We start from the raw sequence: 25,904 nt of genomic DNA, 5'->3' as shown, positions 1-25,904 counted from the left end.
CCGTAATCAAAAGGGATAAGCTGGTGCTTGCCAAATGACAGGCACCGGCTTCTTTATTCTGCCCCCAGCGGCAGCATAATGGCAGGTATCTGATAAGTCTTGTACAGCTCGTTGAAAGCGGAAATGTCGTCTTTGGTGATTTTCCGCATGTCTTTTTTCATGCCAGCCCACTGTTGCAAAAGGTGCTCCAGGCGTATTAACGCTCCCTTGGTTACCACAGGTTTAGGATGGTCGATCCGGGCTTTCAGGTCCATTAGTTCTGCGCTCAGCCGGTTGGGATAGTTGATGACATCCTGATGCGTTTCCTGCTTCGGCTGAATAAGATTGTCCTCCCAGTCCGTAATCCGGTTGATAAGGTGCTCACCGGCATCCAAAATCTCCTGAGTGCAGTCAATTTGCTTAAGGTTGGCATGCAGTTGTTTAACCTGTTGCTTGACGTTGCGCATGTGCTGTATCGACTGATGGACCTCACGGACCGCCGACTCAATGCTCAGCAGCAGCTCCTGCTGGGCAAGGTAAGCCTCCTGAGGGGCATTAAGCCGGGGGTCTGCCTGTAGGACAGCATCGCTTTTCAGCACACCATAGGGGGTGGTCAGCCGGATACGGTATTGTCCGGGCGGGACCAGGCTACCTTTATAGTCCCCAAGGATGAAAACACTGGGCACACCAGGCATAGGCTCCCGCCTTAGGTCCCAGTGGAAAACATTGAGTCCCCGGCAGGCGGGCAGGGTGGGTTCCGGTTTGGGCCCGCCTTCGTAGGCATCTGCTGATTCAGGTGCTTCATTGGTGAAGGTCCGAAGCGTATTGCCAAAAGCATCGAGTACCTCCAGCTGCAGCCGGAAACTATCCAGCGCCTCGGGCAGATAGTACGCAATTTGCAAGCCATTGGGTGGGTTCTCTCCAAGGCCATACACCGGCTCATCCGGGAGGTCGGCAAGATAGCGGATGGCAGGCTCCGGTTCGAAAAGGTAGGCGCGCTGTATAATGTTGTCTTCAATTTGCCGCAACGGGGACAGCCCGTCAAGGATCCAAAAAGAGCGGCCCGATGTCGCAGCAATCAGGTCGTTGCCCTGCACTTTCAAATCGGTGATGGGGCATACGGGCAGGTTAAGCTGAAAGGGCTGCCAGCGCTGCCCATCATCAAAGGAAATGTAGAACCCCCTTTCGCTTCCGCCGTAGAGCAAGCCCGGACGGACCGGGTCTTCCCGCACGACTCTTATGAAATGCTCAGCGTCTATACCTCTTGTGATTTTTCGCCAGGTTGCTCCCTGATCCTCAGACAAGTAGACCAGAGGCTCAAAGTTGTTGAATTTATACTTCATGGCCACTACATAGACCCGATCGGGGTCATGAGGAGAAACTTCGATGCAGTTGATGTATGCTTCACCGAGATTGGGCGGGGTGACGTCCACCCAGTTTTCGCCGTCATTGGTAGTCAGGTGCAGCAGTCCGTCATCACTACCTGCCCAGATGACTCCCGCTCCATGTGGGGAGTAAGCCAGGTAGCTGATAGTGTTGTAATTTTCACCACCTGCACCTTCATTGGTAAAGGGGCCGCCGCCTTGTCCCTGTTTTTCAGGTTCATTACGGGTAAGGTCTGGGCTGATTTCTGTCCAGGAAAGCCCGCCATCCTCACTGCGCAACACCACATTGGCACCATGCAGCAGCACATTTGGGTTTTGGGGCTGTACCAGCAGCGGGGCATTCCAGTTGAAGCGGTACTTCATGTCTTTGGGCGCTTTACCGAGGCGCAGGGCCGGGTAAGCCATAATGTCGTTCGTCAGTTTTGTTTCCTGGTCATAAACCGAAAGATTCCCTTGATAGCTGCCGCCATAGACTCGTTTGGGATTGTCGGGGTCAAGGGCGATGAAGGCGCTTTCACCCCCTGCGACCGGGTACCAGTGGCGGTCAGCAATACCCGCATCGGCCGTCCGGCTGGGAATGGCAAGGGTGGAATTGTCCTGCTGTCCTGCATAGATGTAGTAAGGGAAGCGGTTGTCGGTCGCGATGCGGTAGAGCTGAGCGGTGGGTTGATTGTGTTGGGATGACCAGGTTTTGCCGCCGTTAAGGGTCACGGTCGCCCCTCCATCGTTGCCCAGTACCATAATCTCTGGATTACGCGGGTTGATCCACAGTGCGTGTTGATCGGTATGCGGATTGGAAACGCTGGTGAAATCTTTCCCACCGTTATTGGATTTCAGTAACGGGGCGTTGAGTACATACACCGTTTCCTCATCAGTTGGGTCCACTGCGATCTTGGTGTAGTACCAGGCCCGGGCAACGGTGACCCGCTGATTGTTGACCAGCTCCCAGTGCTCCCCCCTGTCCTCAGAGCGGTACACGCCTCCGTTTTCAGCCTCAATTACGGCGTAAACTTTTGCCGGGTTGGAAGGTGCGACGCACACTCCTACCTTGCCCATTTCTTCAGGCAGGCCTTCGCCCAGTTTTTCCCAGTTCAGCCCGCCATCAGTGGAGCGATAAAGCCCGGAGCCTTCGCCGCCACTCCGGATGCTCCAGGGGGAGCGGAGGTGGTCCCACATGCCGGCGTAAAGTATTCTGGGGTTGGAAGGGTCTATGCTCAGGCTGGCCGCCCCGGTCGTTTCGTTGATGAAAAGAGTTTTCTGCCAGGACATGCCCCCATCCATACTCCGGTACACGCCTCGGGTCTCAGAAGGGCCGTGTACCGCACCCTGCACGGCCACGTAGACAATGTCTGGATACCTCGGGTGGACCACAATAGCAGAAATGTGGCGGGCATATTTTAAGCCCAGGTATTGCCAGGAGCGGCCTCCGTCCTGTGATTTATAAACGCCATCTCCGGCACTGGTCATCACACCCCGGACCGGATGCTCGCCTGTGCCTGCGTAAATGGTATTGTGGTCAGAAGGCGCTACGGCTATGGCGCCGATCGAGCCGGTATTAAAGAAGCCATCGGAGCAGTTGTCCCAGCTTTGGCCGGCATCCTCGGTCTTCCAGATGCCCCCGCCTGTAGTGCCCATGTAAAAGCGCAGAGGGTAACTGGGCACACCAGCAACAGCAACGCAGCGGCCACCTCTGTAGGGGCCAATGTTGCGCCAGGACAGACCCTCCAGCAGCTTTTGCCGGACGAGTTGTTGAGGCTGTGCTAAGGCTTGTGCGGATAGGAAAATTAGCGCGGCCCATACCAGGAACTGTTTCATACCTATGCGTTTAGTTATGAAAGGACTATGGGGGGTAAGGGCACGCTTTCCCGTAGATCGTTTTCTCACCGTATGTGTTTTTTCGGCAGTGCTTAGGTTGTTCCTATGTTTTGGCACTACCTTCTCAAAGTATGCTGAATGTCGTTCTAAAGCTGAGCTATGCCCGGCTTTCCCTAGTGTTTGCGGCTAAATATAAGCATAGAAGTCATCAATGATGTGTTTTCCACTGTAAAGCTTGCCGCTATGCCTGATTTTTACGTACAACGACCTGGAAATGTTGCACTAAGCTAGCCGATCACGCCGAAATGTTGTAAAGTGGTGCGCAGGGCCGTTGGGTTGGTAAAGTGAATGGTGCGGATGCCTTCCTTCCGGGCTGCCAGTACATTGCGGTGGCTGTCGTCAATAAACAAGGCTTCTTCGGGGTGGACACCGTTGCGCTCCAGCAGCAGTTGATAGATTTTGGGGTCGGGTTTTTTGAGCTTTTCTTTTCCGGATACCAGAATGTCTTCAAAATATTTCAAAAATTCATAGCGCTCCCAGGCGATAGGCCAGGTCTCGTGGCTCCAGTTGGTTAAAGCTAGCAGGCGGTAACGTTGCTCCTGATGGATTCGCTCAAGGATGGAGACCGTACCCTCAATCGGCCCGCCGAGCATCTCTGGCCACCGTTCGAAGAAGGCTTTTATCTGAGGCTTGTATTCCGGAAATTCAGCCGTTTTCAAGGCTATAGCTTCCGCGAATGGGCGCCCGCCGTCCTGTTGCTCATTCCAGTCGCCTGTGCAAACATGCTCCAGAAAGTGCTCCATTTCCTGCTCCTCCTCAAAGAGCTTGCGGAATAAATGGCGGGGGTTCCAGTCGATAAGAACGCCCCCAAGGTCGAAAATAATCGTATCCATTGGTGATGGGTTCATAAATTTAGCGTTGTTGCCGCAAGATAGGAATATTTAGGCCGCCTGAAGTGGGGCAAGCATACGAATCCCACCTCCTACTTTCCCGGGTTTTGTCTAACAGCGGGCTTTTTAAATACTTTTTTAAGGCAGGGCAGCTCGATGAATCGGTGTCTTTAAGCAAAATGATCAACGCAATAAGATGAGGTTAGATCCACAGTTTGTACAAGCAGAGGGCTTTAAAGCATTCAAAACGGGGTATAACCCCCTGAACCGGGTGGTTTATTCAGATCTGCAGGATTGGGTTTCCCAACGGCCAAGTCAGGGCATCGGGATCAAGTATGTGCAGGAAGGGGAAGAACAGTACGAAGTGGATGGGCAGCTGTACCATGTGAAAGCCGGTCAATTCCTGATGGTTAACCATCAGCAGGAGGTTACGGCTTTTGTGCGGTCCCGAAAAATTGTCAAAGGGCTTTGTCTGTACATCGATCCGGAGCAGGTCCGTAATGCGCAATCTCTGCTCGGGCAGTCTGCTGAACAATTGCTGGATGAGCAGGTCTCCGCAAAACCCTTTGAGGTTCGTCAACGGACTTATCCTGTCCGGCATTCCCCCATTGAATCCATTGTCCGGAGTTTGCTGCACAATCCTCATACCCTGTATCAGGATAGTGACACCCTTTTTGAGCAGCTGGCCCTCGCTGTGGTACAGAAAGAGTTTCAGGTAGGAAAAGAAGTTTTTGCGATCCATGCCAAGCGCCGTTCCACCAGGGAGGAGCTGCATCAGCGGTTGACCATCGCCAAGGCTTACATGCTGGACAACCTCAGCCAGCCGATGCTGGTCAGTGAAGTGGCCCGGGAGGCGGCTTTATCGGAGTTCCATTTTATCCGGACGTTTCGGCAGGCATTCGGGCTTTCGCCCAATCAATTTATGCAGCGGGAACGTATTCGTCAGGCCAAGGCCTTGCTTCGCCAGCCTCACCTGAGTGTAACCGAAGTTGCTGCACAGTGTGGTTTTAGCGACCTTCAGTATTTTAGCCGGACATTTAAACGCCTTGCGGGCGAATCCCCCTCTCGTTTTCGTGCACAATGCCCATGATTTTCCGTCCTCTTGTGTATATTGTCTGAAAATCCCAGTTTACTATGCACTCCCGAAGGAAGTTCTTCTCTCATATGGGCACCGTCGCTGGTACTTTGGCTACGCTGCCTTTCTTTCAGTCTGATTCCGGTCAAGCACTGCTGGAAGCGCTCGCCCGGCAACCAGATGCCACCGATGAGGACTTTTGGCGGCTGATCCAGCAAGCCTATACCGTATCTCCAACCATCCTCAACCTCAACAACGGCGGCGTCAGCCCTTCACCAAAAGTAGTACAAGAAGCCGTGGAACGCTACAACCGGCTAAGCAACGAAGCGCCCTCCTATTATATGTGGCGCATTCTCGATAAAGGCAGGGAACCCCTGAGGGCTCAGCTGGCTGGCTTGCTGGGCAGTAGCCCGGAGGAAGTGGCCATCAACCGGAACGCCTCAGAAGCCCTTGAGACCGTCATTTTTGGACTACAGCTGAAGGCAGGGGATGAAGTGGTGCTGAGCAAGTACGACTATCCTAATATGATGAATGCCTGGAAACAGCGGGCTCACCGGGACGGGGTCGTACTCAAATGGGTCGATCTGGACCTGCCAATGGAAGAGGAAAGCGCCATCGCCGAGCGTTACATCAGTCAGTTTACGGATAAAACCCGTGTTGTCCACCTGACACATATGATCAACTGGAACGGGCAGGTATTGCCGGTGCGTGCCATCGCGGAGGAGGCCCGGGCAAGGGAGATCGACGTTATGGTAGATGCTGCTCACTCCTTCGTGCACCTGGATTTTAAGGTGGAGGAACTGCAGTGCGATTACCTGGGCACCAGTTTGCACAAATGGCTCTGTGCCCCATTCGGTAGCGGGCTGCTCTATGTGCGCCAACCTAAAATTGAGGCCATCTATCCCTTATTCGCAGCCCCTGAGCCGGACAGCAGTGATATCCGTAAATTCGAACACTTGGGCACGCGTTCCTTCGCCATTGAGCAGGCGATCGGGCAGGCCGTGCAGTTTCATAAACTCATTGGCAGCGCCCGAAAAGAGGCCCGGCTGAAATACCTGCGCACCTACTGGGTGGATCAGGTGCGGGACCTGCCGGGCTTCCGGAGCTACACGCCCGAAAACCCCGACCTTGCAGGTGCGATTGCTAATGTCGGGTTTGGAGACCGTGACGCCGGGAAGCTCTATGACCATCTTTTCAAGAAATACAAAATCCATACCGTCCCCATCAAATGGGAAGGCATCAATGGGGTGCGCATCACGCCCAATGTCTACACGCTCGCAGAAGACCTGGACCGCCTCGTACTTGCCATAAAAGACTATGTGCGTTCTAATTAGCAATTTAGTGCAACCCCGGCGTTGGAAGAGCGGCTACCTTTGTTGAAAAAGGAAGTCATGAGAATAGGGTTACTATGGTGTGCGCTTGTCCTTAGTGTTACGGTATTGCAGGCACAGCACCTCAAACGTTCTGGTACGTTGGGCATTTATCCTGCAGCCCTTAGCGCAACGGAAGCGCTTAAGGCGGGTATGGATGCTCCAAAGGGGATTAAAGTGGCGAAGGTAATGCCAGGATCCGCTGCCGAAGCTATTGGAATAGCCGAAGGCGATCTGGTCCTTGAGGTCAATGGTGAAGCGGTGGAAAGCCCGGCTGGCATTGTAGCTCAGCTAGGTGAACTCAGCGCAGGGGAGGAAGTTGTCCTGACTACCATCAGAGACGGCCGTAAGCTGACACAAACAGGCCCTATGGGTGCCCGTCCGCTCCCGCTGGCTCCGGGGGCTACTGTCGACTTCGGTGAGGTGCCTTATGGTGGTGGGCACCTGCGGTCTTTTCTCGAAAAGCCGGAAGGAGATGGCCCATTTCCAGTCATATATTTCCTGCAGGGCTACACCTGTCAAACCGTAGAGCATGGCAGCCCCCACAGCCCGATGCGTAAGTTGTTTAACCAATGGGTGTCCAATGGTTATGCCGTATTCCGGGTGGAAAAGCCTGGAGTGGGGGAGAGCGCCGGCACGCCGGACTGTGAAAGCATAGATTTTGATGCCGAGCTTTTAGCATTTAAAGCCGGATATGAAGCATTGCTGAAACAGGAGGGCATTGATAAGGAACAATTATTCCTGTACGGGCACTCTCTGGGCGGAGTAGTGGCGCCCTTCCTGGCAGCTGAGTTCCAGCCCGCCGGTGTCATGGCCTTTGGTTTCGTGCTTAAGCCCTGGAAGGACTACATGTTCGACATTCATTGGGATCAGCGGATACGCATGGGCGAAGACCCCGGGCAGGCGATGGCGGATTGGCAGGCTGGCCGGCACCTGCTGAATGCCTACTTTGATGAGGAGTTGGCTCCTGCCGAATTCCTGAAGACCGATGCAGACCGGGCTGCTTTTGCCGGTTTGATGTCCTACAATGGCCAGGAGCATTGTTTTGGAAGGCATTACTCTTTCTGGCAAACCCTGGACCGGAAAAATCTGCCTGCCGAATGGCAAAGGGTGGACTGCCCCGTGCTGGCCATGTACGGCGAATACGACCTGGCTGCGATTGATGACCGGGGCGCAAAGCAACTGGCTGGCCTAATCAACCGGGAGCGCCCTGGCAATGGTACGTTTCAGCTCATCGAAAAGACCAATCACTCCCTGCTCAAAATGGACAATTTTGAAGAACAACTGGATTTTGCCACCGGGCAGAGCGAGGTACGGGCAGCCTACTACCAAAACAACTTTAATGATCAGTTTGCCGATGGCCTGTTTAACTGGATGAACGGTGTATTAGGAAAAACCCGCTAACTAAAAAGCAACAACATGATGCGTATTTATCTAAGGGCTTCTCGAAAAATAAAATACACAACTGGTTTTACCCAACTACTAAGTATCACTTTGCTGATGCCTCTGGGCTTGTTTGCCCAAAACTATGTGGATGCCACGAATCAGATGCCTGCCGCATTTACCAGCGGCGCAACGATGGATGTGGAAAGCGCCGACCTGGATGGAGATGGTGACCTGGATATTGTCCTGGCTGGCGAAGCCTTGGAAAACCTGATTTTCTTTAATAACGGGAGCGGGCATTTTACCCTTGATCCGGAGCGGATGTTGCCGGAGTACGATACTTCAGATAATTTCCCCGGGGAAGACAGTGAAGATATTGGTATTGCTGATTTCGATGGAGATGGTGATCTGGATTTACTTTTCGTCTCTGAGGATACGCCCAATCACGAGCTGCTCCTCAATGACGGAAACGGAAAGTTCACCTTTGCCAACTACACCTTCCCTCAAAGTATCGGGAATGCCGTTTTGGTCATGGATATCAATGCCGATGGCAGCCCCGATATCATCATCGGCAATAAAGGGAACAATACCGTGCTGATTAATGACGGTGGGGCGAACTTCTCCAATGAGACCGTAGACCGCTGGCCGAATAATGCTGATGGCACACAAGATCTGAAAGCATTTGACATTGATAACGATGGTGACCTGGATATTTTTGAGGGCGCAGAATCCGGTGGCAGCAATATCTATCTCAACGAAGAAGGTGTTTTTACGGAGGCGAATGAACGCCTGCCGATTTGGCCCTTCGCCATGGAAACCCGGAAGGTCAGCCTGCTGGATGCAGACGGCGATGGTGACACAGATGTCTACCTTTCCAACGTCGGTTGGTCACCCCTGGCAGCAGGAATTGACAGGTTGCTCCTAAATGACGGCAACGGATTCTTTGAAGATGTGACTACCAGCAATCTTCCCGGGAACATTACGAATGAAACTACGCTGGAAGCCCAGCCCCTTGACTTTGATCAGGATGGGGATGCGGACCTTATTCTTACGCAGTGGTCGGTCCCGGGCTCGCGAGCCTATCATGTGCTTTTAAATGATGGAAATGCTAAGTTCACGGTTGCCCCGGAGTCGGTCTTGCCCCAGGCCAATTTCACACAGGGTACCGGAGTGCACGCCAATGATTTTAATGGGGATGGCATTGCAGATCTCTATCTGGCTAATTACAATCAACAGGACTACCTCTTTTTTTCGGAATTAGCCTCAGCTATTGGTACTACAGGTGGTAATGCTGAGGCTGATTTCCAGGTATTTCCTAATCCGGCACAAGAGGTGCTGCACTTTGCAGCTGGATCACCGGGGCAGGTGCAGGTTTTCGATGCAGCTGGCCAACTGAAGTGGGCAGGTCAGATAGGACAGACAGGCCAATTGGATGTAAGCCGCTGGGCGAGTGGAACCTACTGGGCCCGGTATCATACCAACGCCGGAGCCATTGAGCCCCGGTCTTTTGTCAAAGAGTAATTAAAGATGTAACAGTTTTCATAGTGTCAGGCTTTCTTCGGAAAGCCCGGCAAGAGAGTGGTTTCGAGCCTGCGCTTTGGCGTGGGCTTTTTTTATCGCTTCCGCTCCGTTACGAAAGTCACTAAATCTTCCAGCGATTGCCGGGAAGGTGTTTCCGGGAAGGTCCGTAGTAGCTCAAACGCTTCTGAGCGATAGCGCAGCATGGCTTCCTTCGCATAATCGAGGCCACCACTTTGCCGTACGAAGTCGACGACCTCCTTCACCTTTTCCGGTTGGTCGCTGTATCGCTTTATGGTGCTGATGATGTGCTTACGGTCCTTTTTGGGTGCCTGATCCAGGGCATAGATCAGGGGCAGGGTCATTTTCTTTTCCTTGATGTCTATGCCCAGTGGTTTGCCCACATCATCCGTGCCGTAGTCAAAGAGATCATCGCGGATTTGAAACGCAATGCCGATCTTCTCTCCGAAGAGGCGCATTTTTTCAATTTGTTCGTCATCCTGTACGGTGGAGGAAGCCCCGGCGCTACAGGCTGCCGCAATTAGGGAAGCCGTTTTTTGGCGGATAATATCGTAGTAGATTTCCTCCTTGATATCCAGCCGGCGGGCTTTCTCAATCTGTAGCAGCTCCCCCTCACTCATGGCTTTGACAGCGTTGGAGACGATTTCCAGCAGGCGGTATTCTTTGTTTTTCAGGGCAAGCAGCAGCCCCTGCGAAAGAAAATAGTCGCCGACGAGGACGGCGATTTTGTTTTTCCAAAGTGCATTGACGGAAAAGAACCCCCGGCGCTCAAAGGAGTCGTCCACCACATCATCGTGGACGAGCGTTGCGGTATGCAGCAGCTCCACAAGGGAAGCGGCGTGATAGGTGGAGTCGCCCACTGTGCCGCAAACTTTGGCAGCAAGGAAGACAAACATAGGCCTGACCTGCTTACCCTTTCGGCGAACGATGTAGTAGGTGATTTTGTCGAGCAGAGAAACCGGGCTGCGCATGGCTTCCCGAAAGCGCACTTCAAAGTGGTTCAGCTCTTCTTCGATCGGTTTTTTTATCGCGTCTAAGGATGTGGCCATGGACTTGGTTTTACTGCCCAAAACTACAAAACTTCATCGTTTGACCACCTGATATTTCCGGAGTACCTCCTTACCACTTCGAATGATGAGCAAATATTCCCCTTTCGGCAGTGTGGCATTGACCGGAAACTTCTTGACGCGCTCACCGGGTTTCTCCGCAGGTATATTGAAGCGGTCACGGATAGCGTACTCTCTATCGATAAGCTGTGCAGCAACCGGGCCGGGCCTGGGCATGGTAAACTTTACAGTAATAAAGTTTTGGGCATCGGGCATCACCTTGGTGTAGGGGGACCAGTCATTTGGGTCAGAAGGTTCTGCTTGGGCGGGTGACGGCGGAGCAACGGTTTCGGGCGGAGCAGGGTTATTGTCTGCCAGCCGTTCCTCCCTGCGTTCCTGAATGCGTTCGCGTACAGCATCGCGTATCGGTTGACGGGAAGTTTGAGCTATCCTGTCATTTTGGATGTAGACAACATCTCCGGTGGAAGGTGTCCAGACGTTCAGCCCGAGAGGAATTTCGAAGAGGTTGTTATGGCTCACCTCCGCTACATTTAGGGACTCATCTGTTTTCACAGTTCGGACCTCTATCCGGTCAGGCATGACGAATATCCACTTGAATTGATTGAAGCTGTCATGTGCCCGGGTCCATTCCTTGGCATCGTCGGCATTCCGGAGTGGCGCGCCCCAGCAACCTTCTCCAACGTATACGGTTCCACGCTCATCGTCTCTAATGAAGCCCTGATCACTGCCCGCGCCACGGAACGGCCGGAGAGGGTAGGTGGTTTTAACCACGTGGGCATCAGACTCCAGGACCAAGTCTACTTCGTAGGTGTAAAAAAGACGAGCCCAGTTGTTGTAGAGTTCATCTTTTTCGGGCTTTCCCCTAGTGTGGGGCCGCATACCGTGGTGGTACTGCGCCATTTTCCAGGTCACATGTTGATTGGCTTCCAAATCCCCTTCCAGCCATATGGCCTGACTGCCGGCAGGCGCAATCATCGAATTGAGGGTATACAAACGGAAAAGGTCTCCTCCGAAGGTAAGCGCATAGTAAACATCAATGCTGGGAACATCGAAAAGCTCTGTGATCGATGCATTTTCCCGCTCATGATTACCCCGGGAGGTGACGATTGGGAATAACCGTCCATCACTACCGATGGTTTCCTGCCAGTCATCAAACCAGTCGCGCCAGTTTTCGTTGGTATCCCCGCCGGTCATATCCCCATTGAAAATAACGAAGTGGGGGCGCAGTTTGCTGACCAGGCGGTTGGCCGTCACCCTAGCCTGACGGTTATTCCGGGAGTCGCCCCCGGCAATGATGGACAAGGGCTGATTTGGGTTGTTGGGCGTGGTCTTAAAAGACATGCGCTTGCTCATCCCCTCGCTATCCTGAATGACAAAATAGTACACCGTATTAGGCTTTAGCCCGGTCAGGCGTACAAATTGGTTCTGCATGCCCTTTGCTCTGATAAAGCGGTCCGGGGCTTTGCGGTAACGATAGGCATTGGCTTGCCCGCCGTAGTCGATTTCGTCAAAATGCAGGACTGGATTGGAACCAGAGACCTGATCCCAGCCAATAACCATCGTAGTGGCCGGGTCGTCGCGCCACATACACCGATAGCGGGCAGTCAGCCCCATCAGCTCAGTAGCGGTGGACGATACGAAAGTCAATAGCAATAAATAAGGCAGATGATGGGTTACACGCATCTATGGTTGATTTTTTCAGTCGCTCTATAACGGTATCCTATACGCCAAAGGTATAGGCATTGGGCTGATTCCGGAAATAAATCCGGCCAGCACCGTTATTGTTTATACTGCTGTAACGGTTTTCAGTTGCAAAAAATGATGAGAGACGATGGAAAAAAGCCAGCATGGGCATTAAAAGTGGCTTTTGCGCCCTCGTCTGTGCTAGCTTTCTTCCGCACAGCAATTAAATCAGACAGGTATTCATTCGTCAGGCTGGTACTAAAGGCTTACATTTCGGGATAATTATTTAAAATTCAGCCATGAAACAGCCACTCACCTTTCTGCTGACTTGCCTGGTACTAGTCGTACAAGGGCAGCAGCGTTACTCCACGCTCACCTATTTTGAAACGGATTCTTTTGCACTGGAACTGGATCTGTTCCTGCCAGAAACACCTTCGCCCACCCTGAAACCCTTGCTGATTTATGTACATGGCGGTGGCTTTTCGGGCGGAGACCGGGCCGGCGGGCATAAGCTGTGTGCCTACCTTTCGGAAAAGGGCATCGCAGCGGCCACGATCACCTACACCCTCTACATGAAAGACAAAAGCTTTAGCTGCGATGGCATCCTTTCAGAGAAGATTCAGGCCATACGCCTTGCAGCTAATCAGCTTTGGCAGGCCACTGCCTTTTTGACCGGACAGGCAGACAAGTATGGTATTGACCCTTCAAAAATATTCATAGCCGGGAGCAGTGCCGGGGCAGAGACGGTCCTCCACGCCGCCTTTTGGGACCGTTCGGTCATGCAGCTCTATGGTGACCCTTTGCCCGGGCGTTTTCAATATGCTGGTTTGATTGGCGGCGCTGGTGCGATCATGGATATGAATGGAATAACACCAGAAACAGCCATTCCGGCTCTGCTTTTTCATGGCACTGTCGACCCACTCGTGCCTTACGGTACCGCTGCCCATCATTACTGCGATACAGACGCCACCGGATGGCTTATGCTCTTCGGCTCTCATTCCATCTATGAACGCTACAGCGATATTGGCGCGGATGTTGAGCTGCACTCTTTTTGCGGGGGTGGGCATGGTTTTGCAGGGGCTTACTTCTATCAGAAGCAGGAGCGGATCGTGGATTTTATCGACCGGGTACTAAACGGGGCGCACTTTCAAAACCATCTGATCTTTCAAAAAGGCGATGCAAAGGCACCCCAAGGTCAGGTATTCTGCCGCGATTAGGGATCGTAAGCCGGAAAAAACACGATCCGGTCAAAAACAGGCTTCTATTTTATTCTTATTTGCAAAGGGCTTACCTTTGCGGCAGAATGCCACACCAGCATCCACTGATTTTCAAAACCGTATAGCGACAATATGAAAGATACAACCGTTTTTAACCTCATAGAAAAAGAGCTGCGCCGTCAGCAGCACGGTATTGAGCTGATTGCTTCCGAAAACTTTACGAGCCCGCAGGTGATGGAAGCCGCCGGGAGCGTGCTGACCAACAAATATGCGGAAGGCTATCCCGGTAAGCGCTACTACGGTGGCTGCGAAGTGGTGGATGAGATCGAGCAGCTGGCCATCGACCGACTGAAAGAACTCTTCGGAGCAGCCTATGCCAATGTGCAGCCCCACTCCGGTGCGCAGGCCAATGCTGCAGTCTTCCTCGCTATTCTGCAACCCGGTGATGCGATTCTGGGCTTTGACCTGGCGCACGGTGGCCACTTGTCTCATGGCTCTCCCGTCAACTTTTCCGGTAAGGTGTACCGCCCGCATTTCTATGGTGTGGAAGAAGACACTGGCCTGATTGACATGGATAAGGTAGAGGCGAAAGCGTTGGAAGTAAAGCCTAAGCTGATCATCTGTGGTGCATCGGCCTACAGCCGCGACTGGGATTATGCGCGCTTCCGGGCCATTGCGGATAAGGTAGGCGCTTTGTTGCTGGCGGATATTGCCCACCCTGCGGGGCTGATTGCGACTGGTTTGCTCAACAACCCCATGCCGTATTGCCACATCGTAACTTCCACCACCCACAAAACCCTGCGTGGGCCACGCGGTGGCATCATCATGATGGGCGAAAACTTCGACAATCCCTGGGGCCGTACAACGAAAAAGGGCAATCCGATCAAAATGTCGGCTATCCTGAACAGCGGAGTCTTCCCTGGCATGCAGGGCGGTCCGCTGGAGCACATCATTGCCGCAAAAGCGGTGGCTTTCGGTGAAGCGCTGCAGCCCGGCTTCAAAACGTACACGGAGCAGGTCGTTAAGAATGCGCAGGCGATGGCCCGGGTCTTTGTGGAGAAAGGCTACAAACTGATTTCCGGCGGGACCGATAACCACCTTATGCTGATTGACCTGCGCTCCAAAGGCGTGACCGGCAAGGTGGCAGAGCAGAAACTGGGAGAAGCAGACATCACCGTCAATAAGAATATGGTGCCTTTCGATACACAGTCGCCATTTGTTACTTCCGGCATCCGGGTAGGCACCGCAGCGGTGACCACCCGTGGCCTCAAGGAAGCCGATTGCGAAAAAGTGGTGGGATGGATTGATACGGTCATTACCAACCCGGAAAACGATAGCCTGATTGCGGAAATCCGACAGGAAGTCAATACCTTTATGGCACAATTCTCCTTATACGAGGTGGCAGATGCTACCTTAGGCTAGGACAAACACCATCTTTTACCCGCACTACCGGGAATATCTAAGACTCTAAACCCGAAAGTGCCTGGCTGGCTTTGCCCACGCCGGGCGCTTTCCGTTAGAAGGCTTTCGTAAGTGATCATTATCAATGGCTCGATTGCTAATTTTCATTGCGCATGAAGCCCGGTAAAGCCTATTATGAAATTGTGGCATCCTGCTGTACCTTTAGGAGCCAAGTACCTAACCAAAACCAACGACATGCTAGCATTCAAGCGCGCCCTTGTGGCATTAGACCTGTCAGAAATGGACCTGCAGCTGCTACAATTCCTGGCACGGCATTACCAGGCGCTGGGTATCCAAAAACTATATGCGCTGCACATTATGCCTGATTTTACGGAGCCGTCCCACCCCGACCTGGATTTTCAGAAGCGATTTGCCCCGGAGGCTCCGGTAGATGAGCGGGTGGAGTCGGCGATTAAGGCCCGTGTGGAAGAGGTCTTTGGCGAAGCGCCCGGACTGGACATCGATATTGAAGTCCGGGAGGGCAAACCCTATGAGAAATTACTGCACTGGACTAAAATCAAAGAAGCAGATTTGCTGATTATGGGTAAAAAGCGCTTGAGTGAAGGCAGCGGTATTACGGCTAAGCGTGTGGCCCGAAATGTGCATGCGGCGGTATTGCTGGTGCCCGATGGTGCTGGGGCTGAAATTACCAATCTAGTCGTCCCTAATGATTTCTCTGAAAATGCCGCCCGTGCCCTGCATGCCGCCCTGTCTTTCAGCCGGGCGATGAAGGGGCAGCCCGTACACAGCCTTCATATCGTTGACTTGCCACCAGGACAATACTACAACCGTGCTGCGCCCGACCGTGGCTACCTGGGCTTGCTGATGGAGTCGGCTCGTCTGGCAGCCAGAAAATTCCGGGATGCTCAGGGCATTGCCGATGACGATATCGTGGATGCATTTCAGGAAAACAGCAGCAACAACCTGGCTGCGCACATCCTCCGCTATGCTAATGACCACAGAGATTCGCTACTGGTAATGGGTGCCAAAGGGCACACCCCCTTCGAGACGTTCCTCTTCGGGTCCGTGACGGAGCGGCTTGCGCAAAGTATTGAGGGGCAACCGTTGCTTATTGTCCGCTAATCTGTAACTTCACTAAAAAGATTTGATTCATGGCAAAACGCTACGTCTTTTCCCTTTTGCTGCTGACCTGGTGCATGTCCCTCCTGGCTCAGCCAACCGCTTATTTCCCAAAGAGTGCCCCCGAAGCACAAAGCGTAGTTTCGGATTCCATACTGTCCTTTATAGACCGGGTGGAAGCGGAGTTTGACGTAGTGCACAGCTTTACGATTATCCGTCATGGCTATTCGGTAGCCGAAGGCTGGTGGGAACCTTACGAACGGGAGGCACCCCATATCATGCATTCACTCAGCAAAAGCTTCACCTCTACGGCTATTGGCTTTGCCGTTCAGGAGGGGGTACTGACGCTAGACGATTTAGTGGTCTCCTTCTTTCCAGACAAAACCATCGGCAAGCCAGAACGCTACTGGAACCAACTGCGCATCCGCGATTTGCTGACGATGAATACCGGCCATGCAGAAGAACGCTGGCCGGATGCCACCACAGAGGATTGGGCACAGTTCTTTCTGGGTACTGAGCTGGACTTTTTGCCCGGCACTCATTTCCGGTACAACAGCATGGCGACCTACATGCTCTCTGCCATCTTACAACGGGCCACAGGCGAAATGCTGGTGGACTATCTGGAACCACGTCTTTTCCAACCACTCGGTATTCCAAAGCCAGACTGGAAGACCTGCCCCGATGGCGTCAATACCGGTGGCTGGGGCCTGCAGGTGCGTACGGAAGACATTGCCAAGTTCGGGCAGTTCTATTTGCAAAAAGGAAAGTGGGAAGGCAAGCAGCTTTTGTCCGGAGACTGGGTGGAAATGGCGACTTCAAAGCAAGTGTCCAACGGCAGTGACCCTGCTAACGACTGGGCACAGGGCTATGGTTTTCAATTTTGGCAATGCCGCCACAAAGCCTACCGGGGGGATGGAGCCTGCGGGCAGTACTGTATTGTGATGCCGGAGCAGGATGCGGTGATCGCCATTACTTCCGGCACACCGGATATGCACCGCCTGTTGCAGGTGGTTTGGGAAACTTTGTTGCCTGGCATGAAAGATAAGCCGCTGTTCTCCCAGCCGGAAAAGGACGCGGAGCTCCGGGAGCGCCTCAAAGGCTTACGATTACCCCTAGTGACTTCCGGAGGTGTTAAAGCCGGGGTTGAGGATGGTACCTACCGGCTAAAAGACAATAATGCAGCCCTGAAGGCAGTCCGTTTCCGTTTGCAGCAGGCGGAACCCTATCTGGTATTCGAAACCGGAACGGGCACGGATACCCTTTGGATGGGGAAAGCGGCTTACCGCAAAGGCATGGTTGCACACCCTCTGCCCTATACCGAAAACCTGGAACCGGAGGTAGCCGCTCATGGGGATTGGGTCAGCCCCGCCGTTTATGAAGCCAGAGTATACCTCTACCATTCTCCCGCCCGGGTCACTTATACCTTTACCTTTGAAGGGGACAAACTAATGATGGAAGCCGACCTGCATCAGGCTTTACTGGGCAGGCGGGATTTGGAAGTGCTTACTGGTCAGCGGGAGTAAAAGGAGCCGCAGAAGCACGCTTTTGTCAAAGGAAAGTAAGCTTTCTGTCAAAAATACTTAAACAAAAAAACGGGGTTGCTGTTTCTCCCTTGTCACTAAACAAAAAGCAGTCTTGGCAAAGAAAGTCATTGTTATTGGATCAGGGTTTGCAGGGCTTTCTGCAGCCTCTCATCTTGCCCAGAAAGGGTATAAAGTTACCATTTTAGAGAAAAACAGCATCGCCGGGGGGCGCGCCCGCAAGTTTGAGCAGGACGGCTTCGTGTTTGATATGGGGCCTAGCTGGTATTGGATGCCGGATGTGTTTGAGCAATACTTCGCGCAGTTTGGCAAGAAACCTTCTGACTACTACGAGTTGGTTCGGCTAGACCCTTCTTACGAAGTGATCTTTGGTAAGGGCGATAGCATGGAAGTCCCTGCTAAAATGGAAGAATTGGAAGCCATGTTCGAGCAATATGAGCCGGGCAGCAGCCAAAAACTCCGGCAGTTCCTTAAAGAGGCGCAGTATAAGTACGAGGTGGGCATGAACGAGTTTGTACACAAACCTTCTCATTCCATCATGGAGTTTGCGGACACGCGCATCCTAATGAGCCTCTTCCGCCTGCAGATGTTCACTTCTATTTCCAAACATATCCGCAAGCTGTTTAAGCACGAGCAGTTGATTCAGCTGCTGGAATTCCCAGTCTTGTTCCTGGGTGCAACGCCTGAGAATACGCCTGCGCTTTACAGCATGATGAACTACGCCGATATGGCACTGGGCACCTGGTACCCTATGGGCGGTATGCACAAGATAGTGGAAGGCATGGTGAGCGTAGCGGAAGAGCTAGGCGTGGAGATCAAGCTTAATGAGGAAGTCCAGCAGATTTACGTTCCGAACGGGCATGCCACGAAGGTCATTACCCAAAACGGTGAGTATGAAGCTGATATCGTGGTGGGAGGTGCAGATTACCATCATGTGGAGCAAAAACTGCTGCAGCCCGAGCACCGCATGTACAATGAAAAATACTGGGACAAACGCACGATGGCGCCTTCTTCTTTGTTGTTCTACCTGGGGATTGATAAAAAGATTGAAGGCTTACACCATCACAACCTCTTCTTCGATGCCGACTTCAAGAAGCACGCTGTGGAAATTTACGATCAGCCGCAGTGGCCAAGCGACCCGCTGTTTTACGTCTGTGCACCATCGGTCACCGACCCCAGCGTAGCGCCAGAGGGCAAAGAGAATTTGTTTGTGCTCATCCCCCTTGCACCTAATCTGGAAGACACGGATGAGAAGCGCGAGACCTATTTTAACATCGTAATGGACCGTCTGGAAGATCTGACCGGGCAGGAAATTCGTAAGCATATTATCTACAAGCGGGCTTTTGCCCACCGGGATTTTGAAAAGGACTACCATGCTTACAAGGGGAATGCGTACGGGCTGGCAAATACGCTGTTCCAAACCGCCTTCCTGAAGCCAAAGCTCAGAAGCAAGAAGGTCCGCAACCTTTACTATACTGGTCAGTTGACCACACCGGGCCCCGGCGTACCGCCTTCCCTGATCTCAGGCAGCGTGGTAGCCAATGAAATATTTAAAGCTGTGAAACCTTAGCATTTCTGTGCGCAAAGTCTGAACCGTAAGTTCCGCCCGCTGGCAACTGGAAAGAGCTTATCAGATACGCACCGGATTGCAAAACCGATAACATTATGATGGAATTGTACAACAAGGTTTGCCGGGAGTGCAGTAAGCACATCACAAACCGCTACAGCACCTCCTTTTCCATGGGGATCCGCGTTTTCGATAAGCGGTTCCGTTCACCTATCTACGCGGTGTATGGCTTTGTGCGCTTTGCGGATGAAATTGTGGATACCTTCCACGAGTTTCCCAAGAAGGCTCTCCTCGACCGTTTCCGGGAGGATACCTACCGGGCTATCGAAGAGCGCATTAGTCTCAATCCGGTACTGCATGCCTTCCAGGAAACCGTGCATCAGTATCAGATTGAGCGGGAATTGATTGATGCCTTCCTGGATAGCATGGAAATGGACTTGCACTTTGACCGTTACCACGACAGCCTGTACAAAAAGTACATCTACGGCTCCGCTGAGGTGGTGGGCCTGATGTGCTTGCGGGTGTTTGTGGAAGGCGATAATGAACAGTACGAACGCCTCAAGGCACCGGCTTGTAGCCTGGGCTCTGCTTTTCAGAAGATCAACTTTCTGCGCGACATGAAGAGCGATTTTGATGAGCGCGGACGGGTGTACTTCCCGGGTGTGGACTACACGCGGTTCTGTCAGCAGGACAAGCTCGAAATCGAAGCCGATATCAAGAAAGACTTCGATGATGCCTATAAGGGCATCGTGCAGCTTCCCGAAGGCGCACGGTTTGGGGTTTACCTGGCTTATATTTACTACACCAATCTGTTTAAGAAAATCCGTTCGGCACCGGCCGACCGGGTTACGCAGGAGCGTATTCGCGTACCTAACCGGCGTAAGGCTGTGCTCTTGTTCAGTTCGGCCCTGCGCAACAGCCTGAACTTATTGTAGATTATGGATTCAGTCGTTTCTCTGCCTTCCCGGGTTCAGGCCCGGGTGCGGGCTGTCTTGCCGGCTATTGTGGTGTTGGTTCCTCTGTTGCTTGTAGGCTGGCAGTGGGCTACAGACCCGGTCCTCCCCGACAATTACCTGATGCAGGTGCCGGAAGTTACCCGTTTGCCCTGGTTGGAAACGAAATGGGCTTATTTTGGTCTGCACATCTTCACATTCGTACCGGTCTTCCTGCTCAGTTTCGACAAAAACGTACATTACTACCGCAAATGGAAGCCACTGCTTCCGGCTATCGCGATTGTCGGTGGGCTCTTCATCGCCTGGGATGTATTCTTCACCGCTCAGGGCGTCTGGAATTTTAATGAGCGCTACTTTGCCAATATCCGCCTCCTCCACCTGCCCGTGGAAGAGTGGCTGTTTTTCTTCACAGTCCCTTTTGCCTGTGTATTCATTTACGAATGCCTGAATTTTTACCTCAAAAAAGACCTGCTCGCGCGCGCAGAATCCTGGTTGACGCCGCTTATGGGCTTCGGTTTCCTGCTCATAGGGCTGCTGTACTGGGGGCATTTGTACACCACGACGACCTTCCTGCTCACCGGAGGTTTTGTCCTCTACCACTGGCTCTTTCTGGACGGCACCTACCGCAGCCGTTTCTACCTGTCCTACCTGGTTGCCCTTGTCCCGTTTTTGATTGTGAATGGCGTGCTTACCGGCGGCTATACCGAGCAGCCGGTAGTCATTTACAATCCGGAAGAATACCTGGGCATACGTATCACTTCTGTACCGTTGGATGATTCCGTCTACGGCTTCCTGCTGATGTTTGGCGTGGTGACGCTGTTTGAGCGCTGGCGGTAAAAAGTGATCCTTGGAACTATTAACCACCTATTTATTGTATTATATTAGTAAAGCAATAGGATCGCCAACTAATCAAAGTTAAGTTACTCAATGAGCGATCAACAAATTCTAGCACAGCTTAATCAACTACCAGCAGGGCTGAAAAAAGAAGTTGAAGACTTCATTTCCTTTCTGTTATTCAAGTATGAGTCCCGTAATATCGATAATAAGAATAGAGTATCTGAAAAAAAGGCTGCATTCAGCGAATACAGAGCTGTTTTTCAAAACGCTTATTCGATGGAAGAAATTGATTTCCAGTTAGACAAGCTACGTGACGAATGGGAAAGGAATTCCTTTTAGATACCAATACTGTAACTCACTCCCTAAACCGCTCCACCCGCTGCACCGCATTTTTCCGGATATCCACATAAAATAAATTAAGGTCGCCTACATGATAGTTGCGACGCAGCATCAGGAAGCTGCCCGGAAACTGAGGTTTGCTACTCCATAGTACGGGCCCGCGCACCTCTGCACTAACGTTATTGGGGCGTACCTTCTCGAAGGGAGTCAGGACAGCGCCATCATTGAGCGTACGGGGCGCAAACGCCTTGGTGGTATCCCAAAGCAGGGGGTTGGTCACAACGACAGCCGGTTCCGGCTCCTTTTTGGTACCCCGCCGGAAGGTTCGCCACGAAACATAGCAGCCGGTATCAAGGCTGTCGGTGCAGGGCGGTATGTTTTCAAAATCTGTTTGGCGTACCGGAATACCAATGATGTAAGCGGCTACGAGTTGTGATTGCAGCGGCTTTCCATCGAAAAACTCCCGCAGCAATTGTTTGGCATGGGTAGTCCCCTGACTATGAGCAGCGATGACGATCGGCCGCCCGTCATTGTAGTGCTCCAGGTAGTATTCAAATGCCCTCCGGATATCGCTGTACGCCAGGTCAAACGCCTGTTTGGCGCTTGTGGTATCTTTGGTGAAGTAAGCTTCGAGGTGCGCCTGCCGGTAAAATGGCGCATACACCTTGCCCGCGGCATTGAAGGCGCTTGCCTGGAATAAGATCGGCCCTTCCAGTGTACGCTCCTGCAAATCGGCTTTCCCAACCGGTCCGTTCCAGAGCCGGTCGCCCCGCTTGCCGGTGTAGGTGGTGGGATGGAGGAAAAACACATCGGCGGCAGCACTATCCTGCTGATCTTCCAGCCCGTCAGGGGCCCGGTCGGCAGGGTCGGTTTTGGTAGGAAGGGCCGCCCAGGCGTCTGCCTGACTGTAGTCCGGTGCCATCGGCTTAGTGGTGGTAGAAAAGGTGCCCGAAGGCTTGGTGGCACAACCCCACAAGAGCAGGCTTAAAATCAGGATGTTAAATCGTGTCTTCATTGAATAGTACTTTTTTCGGATCGTCAGGCCATAGCCAACTGCCTAACAGCATGCCCAGCAAACTGCTCAGCCCGCCGTAGATCAGGCTTGGGATTGCAGTGGCCTGCCATTCGCAAATTAGCCAAACCGCCATACCGATGATAATGGCCGCAAGGGCACCAATGTTCGAAGCGCGCTTCCAGTACAGCCCTGCCGTTAGTGGCACAAACAGGCTCACCAGGCTTAGGGCGGAGGACTGCCCGACGAGCTCGTAGATATTCTGAGTGCTAGCGGCAAGCAGGGCAGAACAAATGGCAACCCCTACCACAGACAGCCGCATCACCAACAGCAATCGCTGATCGGACATGTCGCGAAAGTAGGGGCGCACCAGGTTTTCCCCAATGACGGTAGCCGGGGCAAGCATAGCGCCGGAGGTCGTACTGAGGATGGCCGACAGCAACGCTCCGAAAAAGAGGATTTGCACCCACATGCTACTGTGTTCCAGCACCATAAAGGGCAGGACCATCTGCGTGTCGTCCACCATTTGCAGTTCCGGGTAGAGCATTTTGCCGCATAGGCCGATAAAGAGGGGGATAGACCCAATGGTCAGGTACATGAACCCTGAAAGGTAGGAGGCCGTTACCGCTGTTTTTGCCGACCGTGCCGACATCACCCGCTGAAAGACATCCTGCTGCGGGATAGACCCCAGCCCGATCGTGATCCAGGCCGCGATATAGTGCACGATGCTGTGGAAGTCGCCCTCCGGCCAAAACCGGAAAAAGCCCTCCGGTACCGAAGCGGCCACCTTTTGTACGCCTCCCACCTGCTCCGACAATTGCCACGCAATGATCAGCAGCCCGATGATGATCATGATGGTCTGTAAAAAATCTGTGATGGAAACCGCCCACATCCCGCCGATGTAGGTGTAAAAGACCACGATCAGCGCACAGAGCAGGATGCCCTGCAGCAGGGTGAGCCCGGCGATGGTATTAAGAATGATCGCCATAGCCACGAGCTGTGCCGCAATCCATCCGAAGTAGGAAGGGATCATGAACAGGGCGGAGATGACCTCTGCCTGCCGGCTGAAGCGGATACGGAAGAAATCATTGAAAGTGATGATGTTCAGCTTGTACAGCGGGCGGGCAAAAAATGCCCCTACAAGCACCAGGCAAAGCGCAGCACCAAAGGGGTCTTCGATCACCCCGATCAGCCCGTGCTCTACGAATTCTGAGCTGGCGCCCATAATGGTTTCAGAACCAAACCAGGTCGCGAAAAGAGCAGAAGCCGCCACCACCATAGGCAGGTTACGCCCGGCAATAACAAAGTCTTTCGTGGAGTGCACCCGGCGGGAAGCCCACCAGCCTATACCGAGGGTCAGCAGCAGATAGCCACTAATGAAAAGCAGCAGCATGACCTACTCTGTTTCGGGTTGGAAGCGGATATCCTGTAGATCCATCAGCCGGCCCACGGGATAAAGCCGGTAGGTAGGCTCATAGTGGGTAGAGCGCTCGTAGATGAAGTTGAGCTGAGCCCGGGCGGACTTGGCAAACTCCGGGTCTTCCGCCCTTTTGGCTGCAAGCGCTGCCTTTAGTTCCGGGTCTTCCGCCAGCATAGCGGCTGCTTTGTCTTCAAATACATAGGCTGAGAAGTACTCTTTCTGCATAAGGATGCCATCGAAGAAGTTCCAGGAGAAGAAGGCATCCGGCGCCTGAGGTTCCAGGGTTTCCACAATGTACCGGTTGAGGGACTGATTGACCAGGACCACGTAGTCGCCCCGGTGGTAGCGCTGTTGGCGGTCTTCGGTGGTTACGGTTGTGCCGTAATGGAGGTAGTGCCCCTCGTAGGCAGCGCGGTCTTTGTAATCTTCGATGCGGTATTGTTCCACCTTCAGCGTTTGGTCTTCCGTAAGGCGGTGCAGCGTGACATTATTCCACCGCAACCGTTCGATAACCTCCTGATAAGCCTGCGGAATGATATAGGCGATGGGCTTTTGGACGGCTACCGTGGTATTGTAAAACTTAAAGTAGGGAATTTCCATGGTGTAGGGCGCCTCCCGGTCGTAGTAGAGCCGTTGCAGCCCGGAGACTTCGCTTGGCTTGTATTTGGCTGTGTAGCCTTTGAAAGTTTGGGGTACCTGACGCTCCATATCGAGTGCCCAGTTCAGGGCAAAGGTGTCCTTTTGGATAGTATGGGTACGGGCTTGCTTTCGGGCATCCTGAATGGATTCATGGTCGTCCCAGGCGGCCTGTAGCAGGTTGTCCATAAACGTGTAAGTGCTTTTTACCCGGTCTTTGAAGGGCTTCAGCATATGCGTCTCGGGCATGAATCCGATGGTATTGTGCAATGCCGCATAGCCGGTAGAGTAGCGGGGCAGGTCGAGAAAAGCCGCAATGCCTTCATCCGGTGTGCTGCGGGCGTAAACGTAGGGCGTCATTTCCCACCCATCGGCTTCCATGTCGGCGTAAAGGCGGGGGAGCAGGCGGTTGTCCAGGTAATCAGACAGGTGGGGATCGAGCTTGTCGCTTTGAGTGGGAATGAGGGTGATGGTGTATGGATAGTCGGCCCCATTTGACGTATGATTGTCGACAAACAGGTCCGGCTGCCAGTCGGCAAAAATTTGATTAAACGTCTGCGCATTGCGGGAATCGGCTTTGATGAAGTCCCGGTTGAGGTCGAGGTTGCGGGCATTGCCCCGGAAGCCATGTGCCTCAGGCCCGTCCTGATTGGCGCGGCTATGCGGCCCGCGGTTGAGCCCGCCACCGATATTGTAAAACGGGATAGCCACCACCACAAGGCGGTCGAGCAGCGCCATTTTCTCCGGGCTTTGCAGCCAGTTGCGCAGGAGCAGCATCGTGGCATCCACCCCGCAGGGCTCTCCGGGATGAATGGCATTATTGATGAAGATGATCGTTTTGCCCTGCGCTTTTGCCGCTTCCGGTTGCCAGGCTCCGCCGGTGGCGAGCACGGCCGCATGCAGGGGGAAGCCTGCGTCAGTGTGCCCATGTGCCTGCAGGTGCAGCTGTGGATAAGCCAGGCTTAGCGTCTCGTAAAATGCAATCGTTTGTTGGTAAGTCGCAGTGGTATTGCTGTCCAGTTCGAAGGGGGCGGTAAGGGCCTGCGGCTGTTGGGCAGACAACTTCGCTAATGGGATTAGGGCCAGCAACAAAGGCAGTAGCAGCGAGTTTCGCATTTCGGATCATTTTAGTGAGGATAGCGGTGGTAAAAGTAGCTCAAAATATGCGAATGGCAGTAGGCATGCCAGTAGCGTAAATAGAGGATGCAGGATAATGATTGTTGCATAAAGGGAGAAAAACCCGCATATTGAGATTGATGTTTACTTATACGATTGTATTACAGCCACTTTCGAAAAACGGAAAGATAAAACGATGCTTAAATGATAGAAACATCTGCGACTACCGAAATTATTGATTTCATTGCTCACGAGAACCCCCAAAAAGTGATGGAATTCAAAGTATCGCACCTGACAAAGCAAAGGGTCTTCTCCTTGATAGAAGCGTCCAAAAATGGCGAGCTTCCTCAGGAAGAACAAAAAGAACTTGAGCAGTATTTGCTCTTGGAGCATTTGATGCGTATGGCAAAAATTAAAGCTTATCAATTGCTCCATGGCAAATAGATATACTGACGATTAAGTGGTTTGCCACAGCAAACCTACTCAATGTCAGCATTTACGCTGGGAAGTGGCTTGCTCCGATGTCGCAAACCACTTCG

At 52.8% G+C, this 25,904-nt stretch carries 20 protein-coding genes; 13 read left to right on the top strand and 7 right to left on the bottom strand.

The genetic code is table 11. The features are described from left to right. Window positions 1–53: 53 nt before the first annotated feature. Entirely contained in the window at window positions 54–3,179 is a 3,126-nt protein-coding gene (locus MRY86_RS12365; protein WP_293571530.1) for a glycosyl hydrolase, read from the bottom strand. Window positions 3,180–3,466: 287 nt separating this feature from the next. Continuing rightward, window positions 3,467–4,087: an HAD family phosphatase gene (locus MRY86_RS12360; RefSeq protein WP_293563004.1), complete on the bottom strand. Its 621-nt coding sequence runs from the start codon at window positions 4,085–4,087 to the stop codon at window positions 3,467–3,469. A 178-nt stretch (window positions 4,088–4,265) separates the two neighbouring features. Here MRY86_RS12360 and MRY86_RS12355 point away from each other — a divergent pair, with 178 nt between their 5' ends. From MRY86_RS12355 to MRY86_RS12340, 4 genes are read left to right on the top strand one after another with little or no spacing between them, the layout of a single operon-like run. Then, window positions 4,266–5,159 (top strand): AraC family transcriptional regulator, encoded by an 894-nt coding sequence (locus MRY86_RS12355; RefSeq protein ID WP_293563005.1) that lies wholly within the window; start codon window positions 4,266–4,268, stop codon window positions 5,157–5,159. A gap of 44 nt (window positions 5,160–5,203) precedes the next feature. Beyond that, the gene (locus MRY86_RS12350) at window positions 5,204–6,478 is read left to right on the top strand and encodes an aminotransferase class V-fold PLP-dependent enzyme (protein ID WP_293563006.1); all 1,275 of its coding nucleotides are present in this window, start codon (window positions 5,204–5,206) and stop codon (window positions 6,476–6,478) included. A 57-nt stretch (window positions 6,479–6,535) separates the two neighbouring features. Then, complete coding sequence (locus MRY86_RS12345) at window positions 6,536–7,918, top strand: alpha/beta fold hydrolase (protein WP_293563007.1); 1,383 nt, start codon at window positions 6,536–6,538, stop codon at window positions 7,916–7,918. Window positions 7,919–7,933: 15 nt separating this feature from the next. Then, complete coding sequence (locus tag MRY86_RS12340; protein ID WP_293563008.1) at window positions 7,934–9,418, top strand: T9SS type A sorting domain-containing protein; 1,485 nt, start codon at window positions 7,934–7,936, stop codon at window positions 9,416–9,418. Between the two features lie 92 nt (window positions 9,419–9,510). Here MRY86_RS12340 and MRY86_RS12335 read toward each other — a convergent pair whose 3' ends face one another. After that, complete coding sequence (locus MRY86_RS12335; RefSeq protein WP_293563009.1) at window positions 9,511–10,485, bottom strand: polyprenyl synthetase family protein; 975 nt, start codon at window positions 10,483–10,485, stop codon at window positions 9,511–9,513. A gap of 33 nt (window positions 10,486–10,518) precedes the next feature. After that, window positions 10,519–12,186 carry a metallophosphoesterase family protein gene (locus MRY86_RS12330; RefSeq protein ID WP_293563010.1) on the bottom strand — a complete coding sequence of 556 codons (1,668 nt, stop codon included), beginning with the start codon at window positions 12,184–12,186 and terminating at the stop codon, window positions 10,519–10,521. Between the two features lie 299 nt (window positions 12,187–12,485). Here MRY86_RS12330 and MRY86_RS12325 point away from each other — a divergent pair, with 299 nt between their 5' ends. The 8 genes from MRY86_RS12325 to MRY86_RS12290 all read left to right on the top strand — a co-directional run bounded on the left by MRY86_RS12325 (window position 12,486) and on the right by MRY86_RS12290 (window position 21,181). Then, window positions 12,486–13,403 carry an alpha/beta hydrolase gene (locus MRY86_RS12325; RefSeq protein ID WP_293563011.1) on the top strand — a complete coding sequence of 306 codons (918 nt, stop codon included), beginning with the start codon at window positions 12,486–12,488 and terminating at the stop codon, window positions 13,401–13,403. 132 nt (window positions 13,404–13,535) lie between these two features. Then, the gene (glyA, locus tag MRY86_RS12320) at window positions 13,536–14,825 is read left to right on the top strand and encodes a serine hydroxymethyltransferase (protein ID WP_293563012.1); all 1,290 of its coding nucleotides are present in this window, start codon (window positions 13,536–13,538) and stop codon (window positions 14,823–14,825) included. A 234-nt stretch (window positions 14,826–15,059) separates the two neighbouring features. Further along, window positions 15,060–15,947 (top strand): universal stress protein, encoded by an 888-nt coding sequence (locus MRY86_RS12315; RefSeq protein WP_293563013.1) that lies wholly within the window; start codon window positions 15,060–15,062, stop codon window positions 15,945–15,947. A 29-nt stretch (window positions 15,948–15,976) separates the two neighbouring features. Beyond that, a complete protein-coding gene (locus MRY86_RS12310; protein ID WP_293563014.1) occupies window positions 15,977–17,467 on the top strand; it encodes a serine hydrolase in 1,491 nt (496 codons plus the stop codon). A gap of 112 nt (window positions 17,468–17,579) precedes the next feature. After that, window positions 17,580–19,055, top strand: coding sequence for a phytoene desaturase family protein (crtI, locus tag MRY86_RS12305; protein WP_293563015.1), 1,476 nt, complete (start codon window positions 17,580–17,582; stop codon window positions 19,053–19,055). Window positions 19,056–19,150: 95 nt separating this feature from the next. After that, a complete protein-coding gene (locus MRY86_RS12300) occupies window positions 19,151–19,987 on the top strand; it encodes a phytoene/squalene synthase family protein (RefSeq protein WP_293563016.1) in 837 nt (278 codons plus the stop codon). Window positions 19,988–19,990: 3 nt separating this feature from the next. Continuing rightward, the gene (locus tag MRY86_RS12295; RefSeq protein ID WP_293563017.1) at window positions 19,991–20,842 is read left to right on the top strand and encodes a lycopene cyclase domain-containing protein; all 852 of its coding nucleotides are present in this window, start codon (window positions 19,991–19,993) and stop codon (window positions 20,840–20,842) included. A 90-nt stretch (window positions 20,843–20,932) separates the two neighbouring features. Then, the gene (locus MRY86_RS12290) at window positions 20,933–21,181 is read left to right on the top strand and encodes a DUF2281 domain-containing protein (protein ID WP_293563018.1); all 249 of its coding nucleotides are present in this window, start codon (window positions 20,933–20,935) and stop codon (window positions 21,179–21,181) included. 16 nt (window positions 21,182–21,197) lie between these two features. Here the strand turns inward: MRY86_RS12290 and MRY86_RS12285 are convergent, their stop codons facing one another. Genes MRY86_RS12285 through MRY86_RS12275 form a run of 3 tightly spaced genes read right to left on the bottom strand, consistent with a single transcriptional unit; the run spans window position 21,198 to window position 25,365 of the window. Next, window positions 21,198–22,196: a DUF3089 domain-containing protein gene (locus MRY86_RS12285; RefSeq protein WP_293563019.1), complete on the bottom strand. Its 999-nt coding sequence runs from the start codon at window positions 22,194–22,196 to the stop codon at window positions 21,198–21,200. Continuing rightward, window positions 22,180–23,586 (bottom strand): sodium:solute symporter family protein, encoded by a 1,407-nt coding sequence (locus tag MRY86_RS12280; RefSeq protein ID WP_293563020.1) that lies wholly within the window; start codon window positions 23,584–23,586, stop codon window positions 22,180–22,182. Before MRY86_RS12280 ends, MRY86_RS12285 begins: the two co-directional genes overlap by 17 nt. A 3-nt stretch (window positions 23,587–23,589) precedes the next feature. Then, window positions 23,590–25,365 (bottom strand): M14 family metallopeptidase, encoded by a 1,776-nt coding sequence (locus tag MRY86_RS12275; RefSeq protein ID WP_293563021.1) that lies wholly within the window; start codon window positions 25,363–25,365, stop codon window positions 23,590–23,592. 204 nt (window positions 25,366–25,569) lie between these two features. Between MRY86_RS12275 and MRY86_RS12270 the strand changes: the two genes are divergently transcribed. After that, window positions 25,570–25,809 (top strand): hypothetical protein, encoded by a 240-nt coding sequence (locus tag MRY86_RS12270; protein WP_293563022.1) that lies wholly within the window; start codon window positions 25,570–25,572, stop codon window positions 25,807–25,809. The last annotated feature ends 95 nt before the right edge of the window (window positions 25,810–25,904 follow it).

This window comes from Phaeodactylibacter sp. (assembly GCF_022763345.1).
Lineage (GTDB): Bacteria > Bacteroidota > Bacteroidia > Chitinophagales > Saprospiraceae > Phaeodactylibacter.
The sequence above is the reverse complement of the archived record's forward strand: the minus strand, read 5'-3'. Positions and strand labels throughout refer to the sequence as shown.

Excerpts from the sequence above, each read along its gene's own strand:
- MRY86_RS12365 (WP_293571530.1), bottom strand. The coding sequence starts at position 3,179 with ATGAAACAGTTCCTGGTATGGGCCGCGCTAATTTTCCTATCCGCACAA.
- MRY86_RS12360 (WP_293563004.1), bottom strand. The coding sequence starts at position 4,087 with ATGAACCCATCACCAATGGATACGATTATTTTCGACCTTGGGGGCGTT.
- MRY86_RS12355 (WP_293563005.1), top strand. The coding sequence starts at position 4,266 with ATGAGGTTAGATCCACAGTTTGTACAAGCAGAGGGCTTTAAAGCATTC.
- MRY86_RS12350 (WP_293563006.1), top strand. The coding sequence starts at position 5,204 with ATGCACTCCCGAAGGAAGTTCTTCTCTCATATGGGCACCGTCGCTGGT.
- MRY86_RS12345 (WP_293563007.1), top strand. The coding sequence starts at position 6,536 with ATGAGAATAGGGTTACTATGGTGTGCGCTTGTCCTTAGTGTTACGGTA.
- MRY86_RS12340 (WP_293563008.1), top strand. The coding sequence starts at position 7,934 with ATGATGCGTATTTATCTAAGGGCTTCTCGAAAAATAAAATACACAACT.
- MRY86_RS12335 (WP_293563009.1), bottom strand. The coding sequence starts at position 10,485 with ATGGCCACATCCTTAGACGCGATAAAAAAACCGATCGAAGAAGAGCTG.
- MRY86_RS12330 (WP_293563010.1), bottom strand. The coding sequence starts at position 12,186 with ATGCGTGTAACCCATCATCTGCCTTATTTATTGCTATTGACTTTCGTA.
- MRY86_RS12325 (WP_293563011.1), top strand. The coding sequence starts at position 12,486 with ATGAAACAGCCACTCACCTTTCTGCTGACTTGCCTGGTACTAGTCGTA.
- glyA (WP_293563012.1), top strand. The coding sequence starts at position 13,536 with ATGAAAGATACAACCGTTTTTAACCTCATAGAAAAAGAGCTGCGCCGT.
- MRY86_RS12315 (WP_293563013.1), top strand. The coding sequence starts at position 15,060 with ATGCTAGCATTCAAGCGCGCCCTTGTGGCATTAGACCTGTCAGAAATG.
- MRY86_RS12310 (WP_293563014.1), top strand. The coding sequence starts at position 15,977 with ATGGCAAAACGCTACGTCTTTTCCCTTTTGCTGCTGACCTGGTGCATG.
- MRY86_RS12300 (WP_293563016.1), top strand. The coding sequence starts at position 19,151 with ATGATGGAATTGTACAACAAGGTTTGCCGGGAGTGCAGTAAGCACATC.
- MRY86_RS12295 (WP_293563017.1), top strand. The coding sequence starts at position 19,991 with ATGGATTCAGTCGTTTCTCTGCCTTCCCGGGTTCAGGCCCGGGTGCGG.
- MRY86_RS12290 (WP_293563018.1), top strand. The coding sequence starts at position 20,933 with ATGAGCGATCAACAAATTCTAGCACAGCTTAATCAACTACCAGCAGGG.
- MRY86_RS12285 (WP_293563019.1), bottom strand. The coding sequence starts at position 22,196 with ATGAAGACACGATTTAACATCCTGATTTTAAGCCTGCTCTTGTGGGGT.
- MRY86_RS12280 (WP_293563020.1), bottom strand. The coding sequence starts at position 23,586 with ATGCTGCTGCTTTTCATTAGTGGCTATCTGCTGCTGACCCTCGGTATA.
- MRY86_RS12275 (WP_293563021.1), bottom strand. The coding sequence starts at position 25,365 with ATGCGAAACTCGCTGCTACTGCCTTTGTTGCTGGCCCTAATCCCATTA.
- MRY86_RS12270 (WP_293563022.1), top strand. The coding sequence starts at position 25,570 with ATGATAGAAACATCTGCGACTACCGAAATTATTGATTTCATTGCTCAC.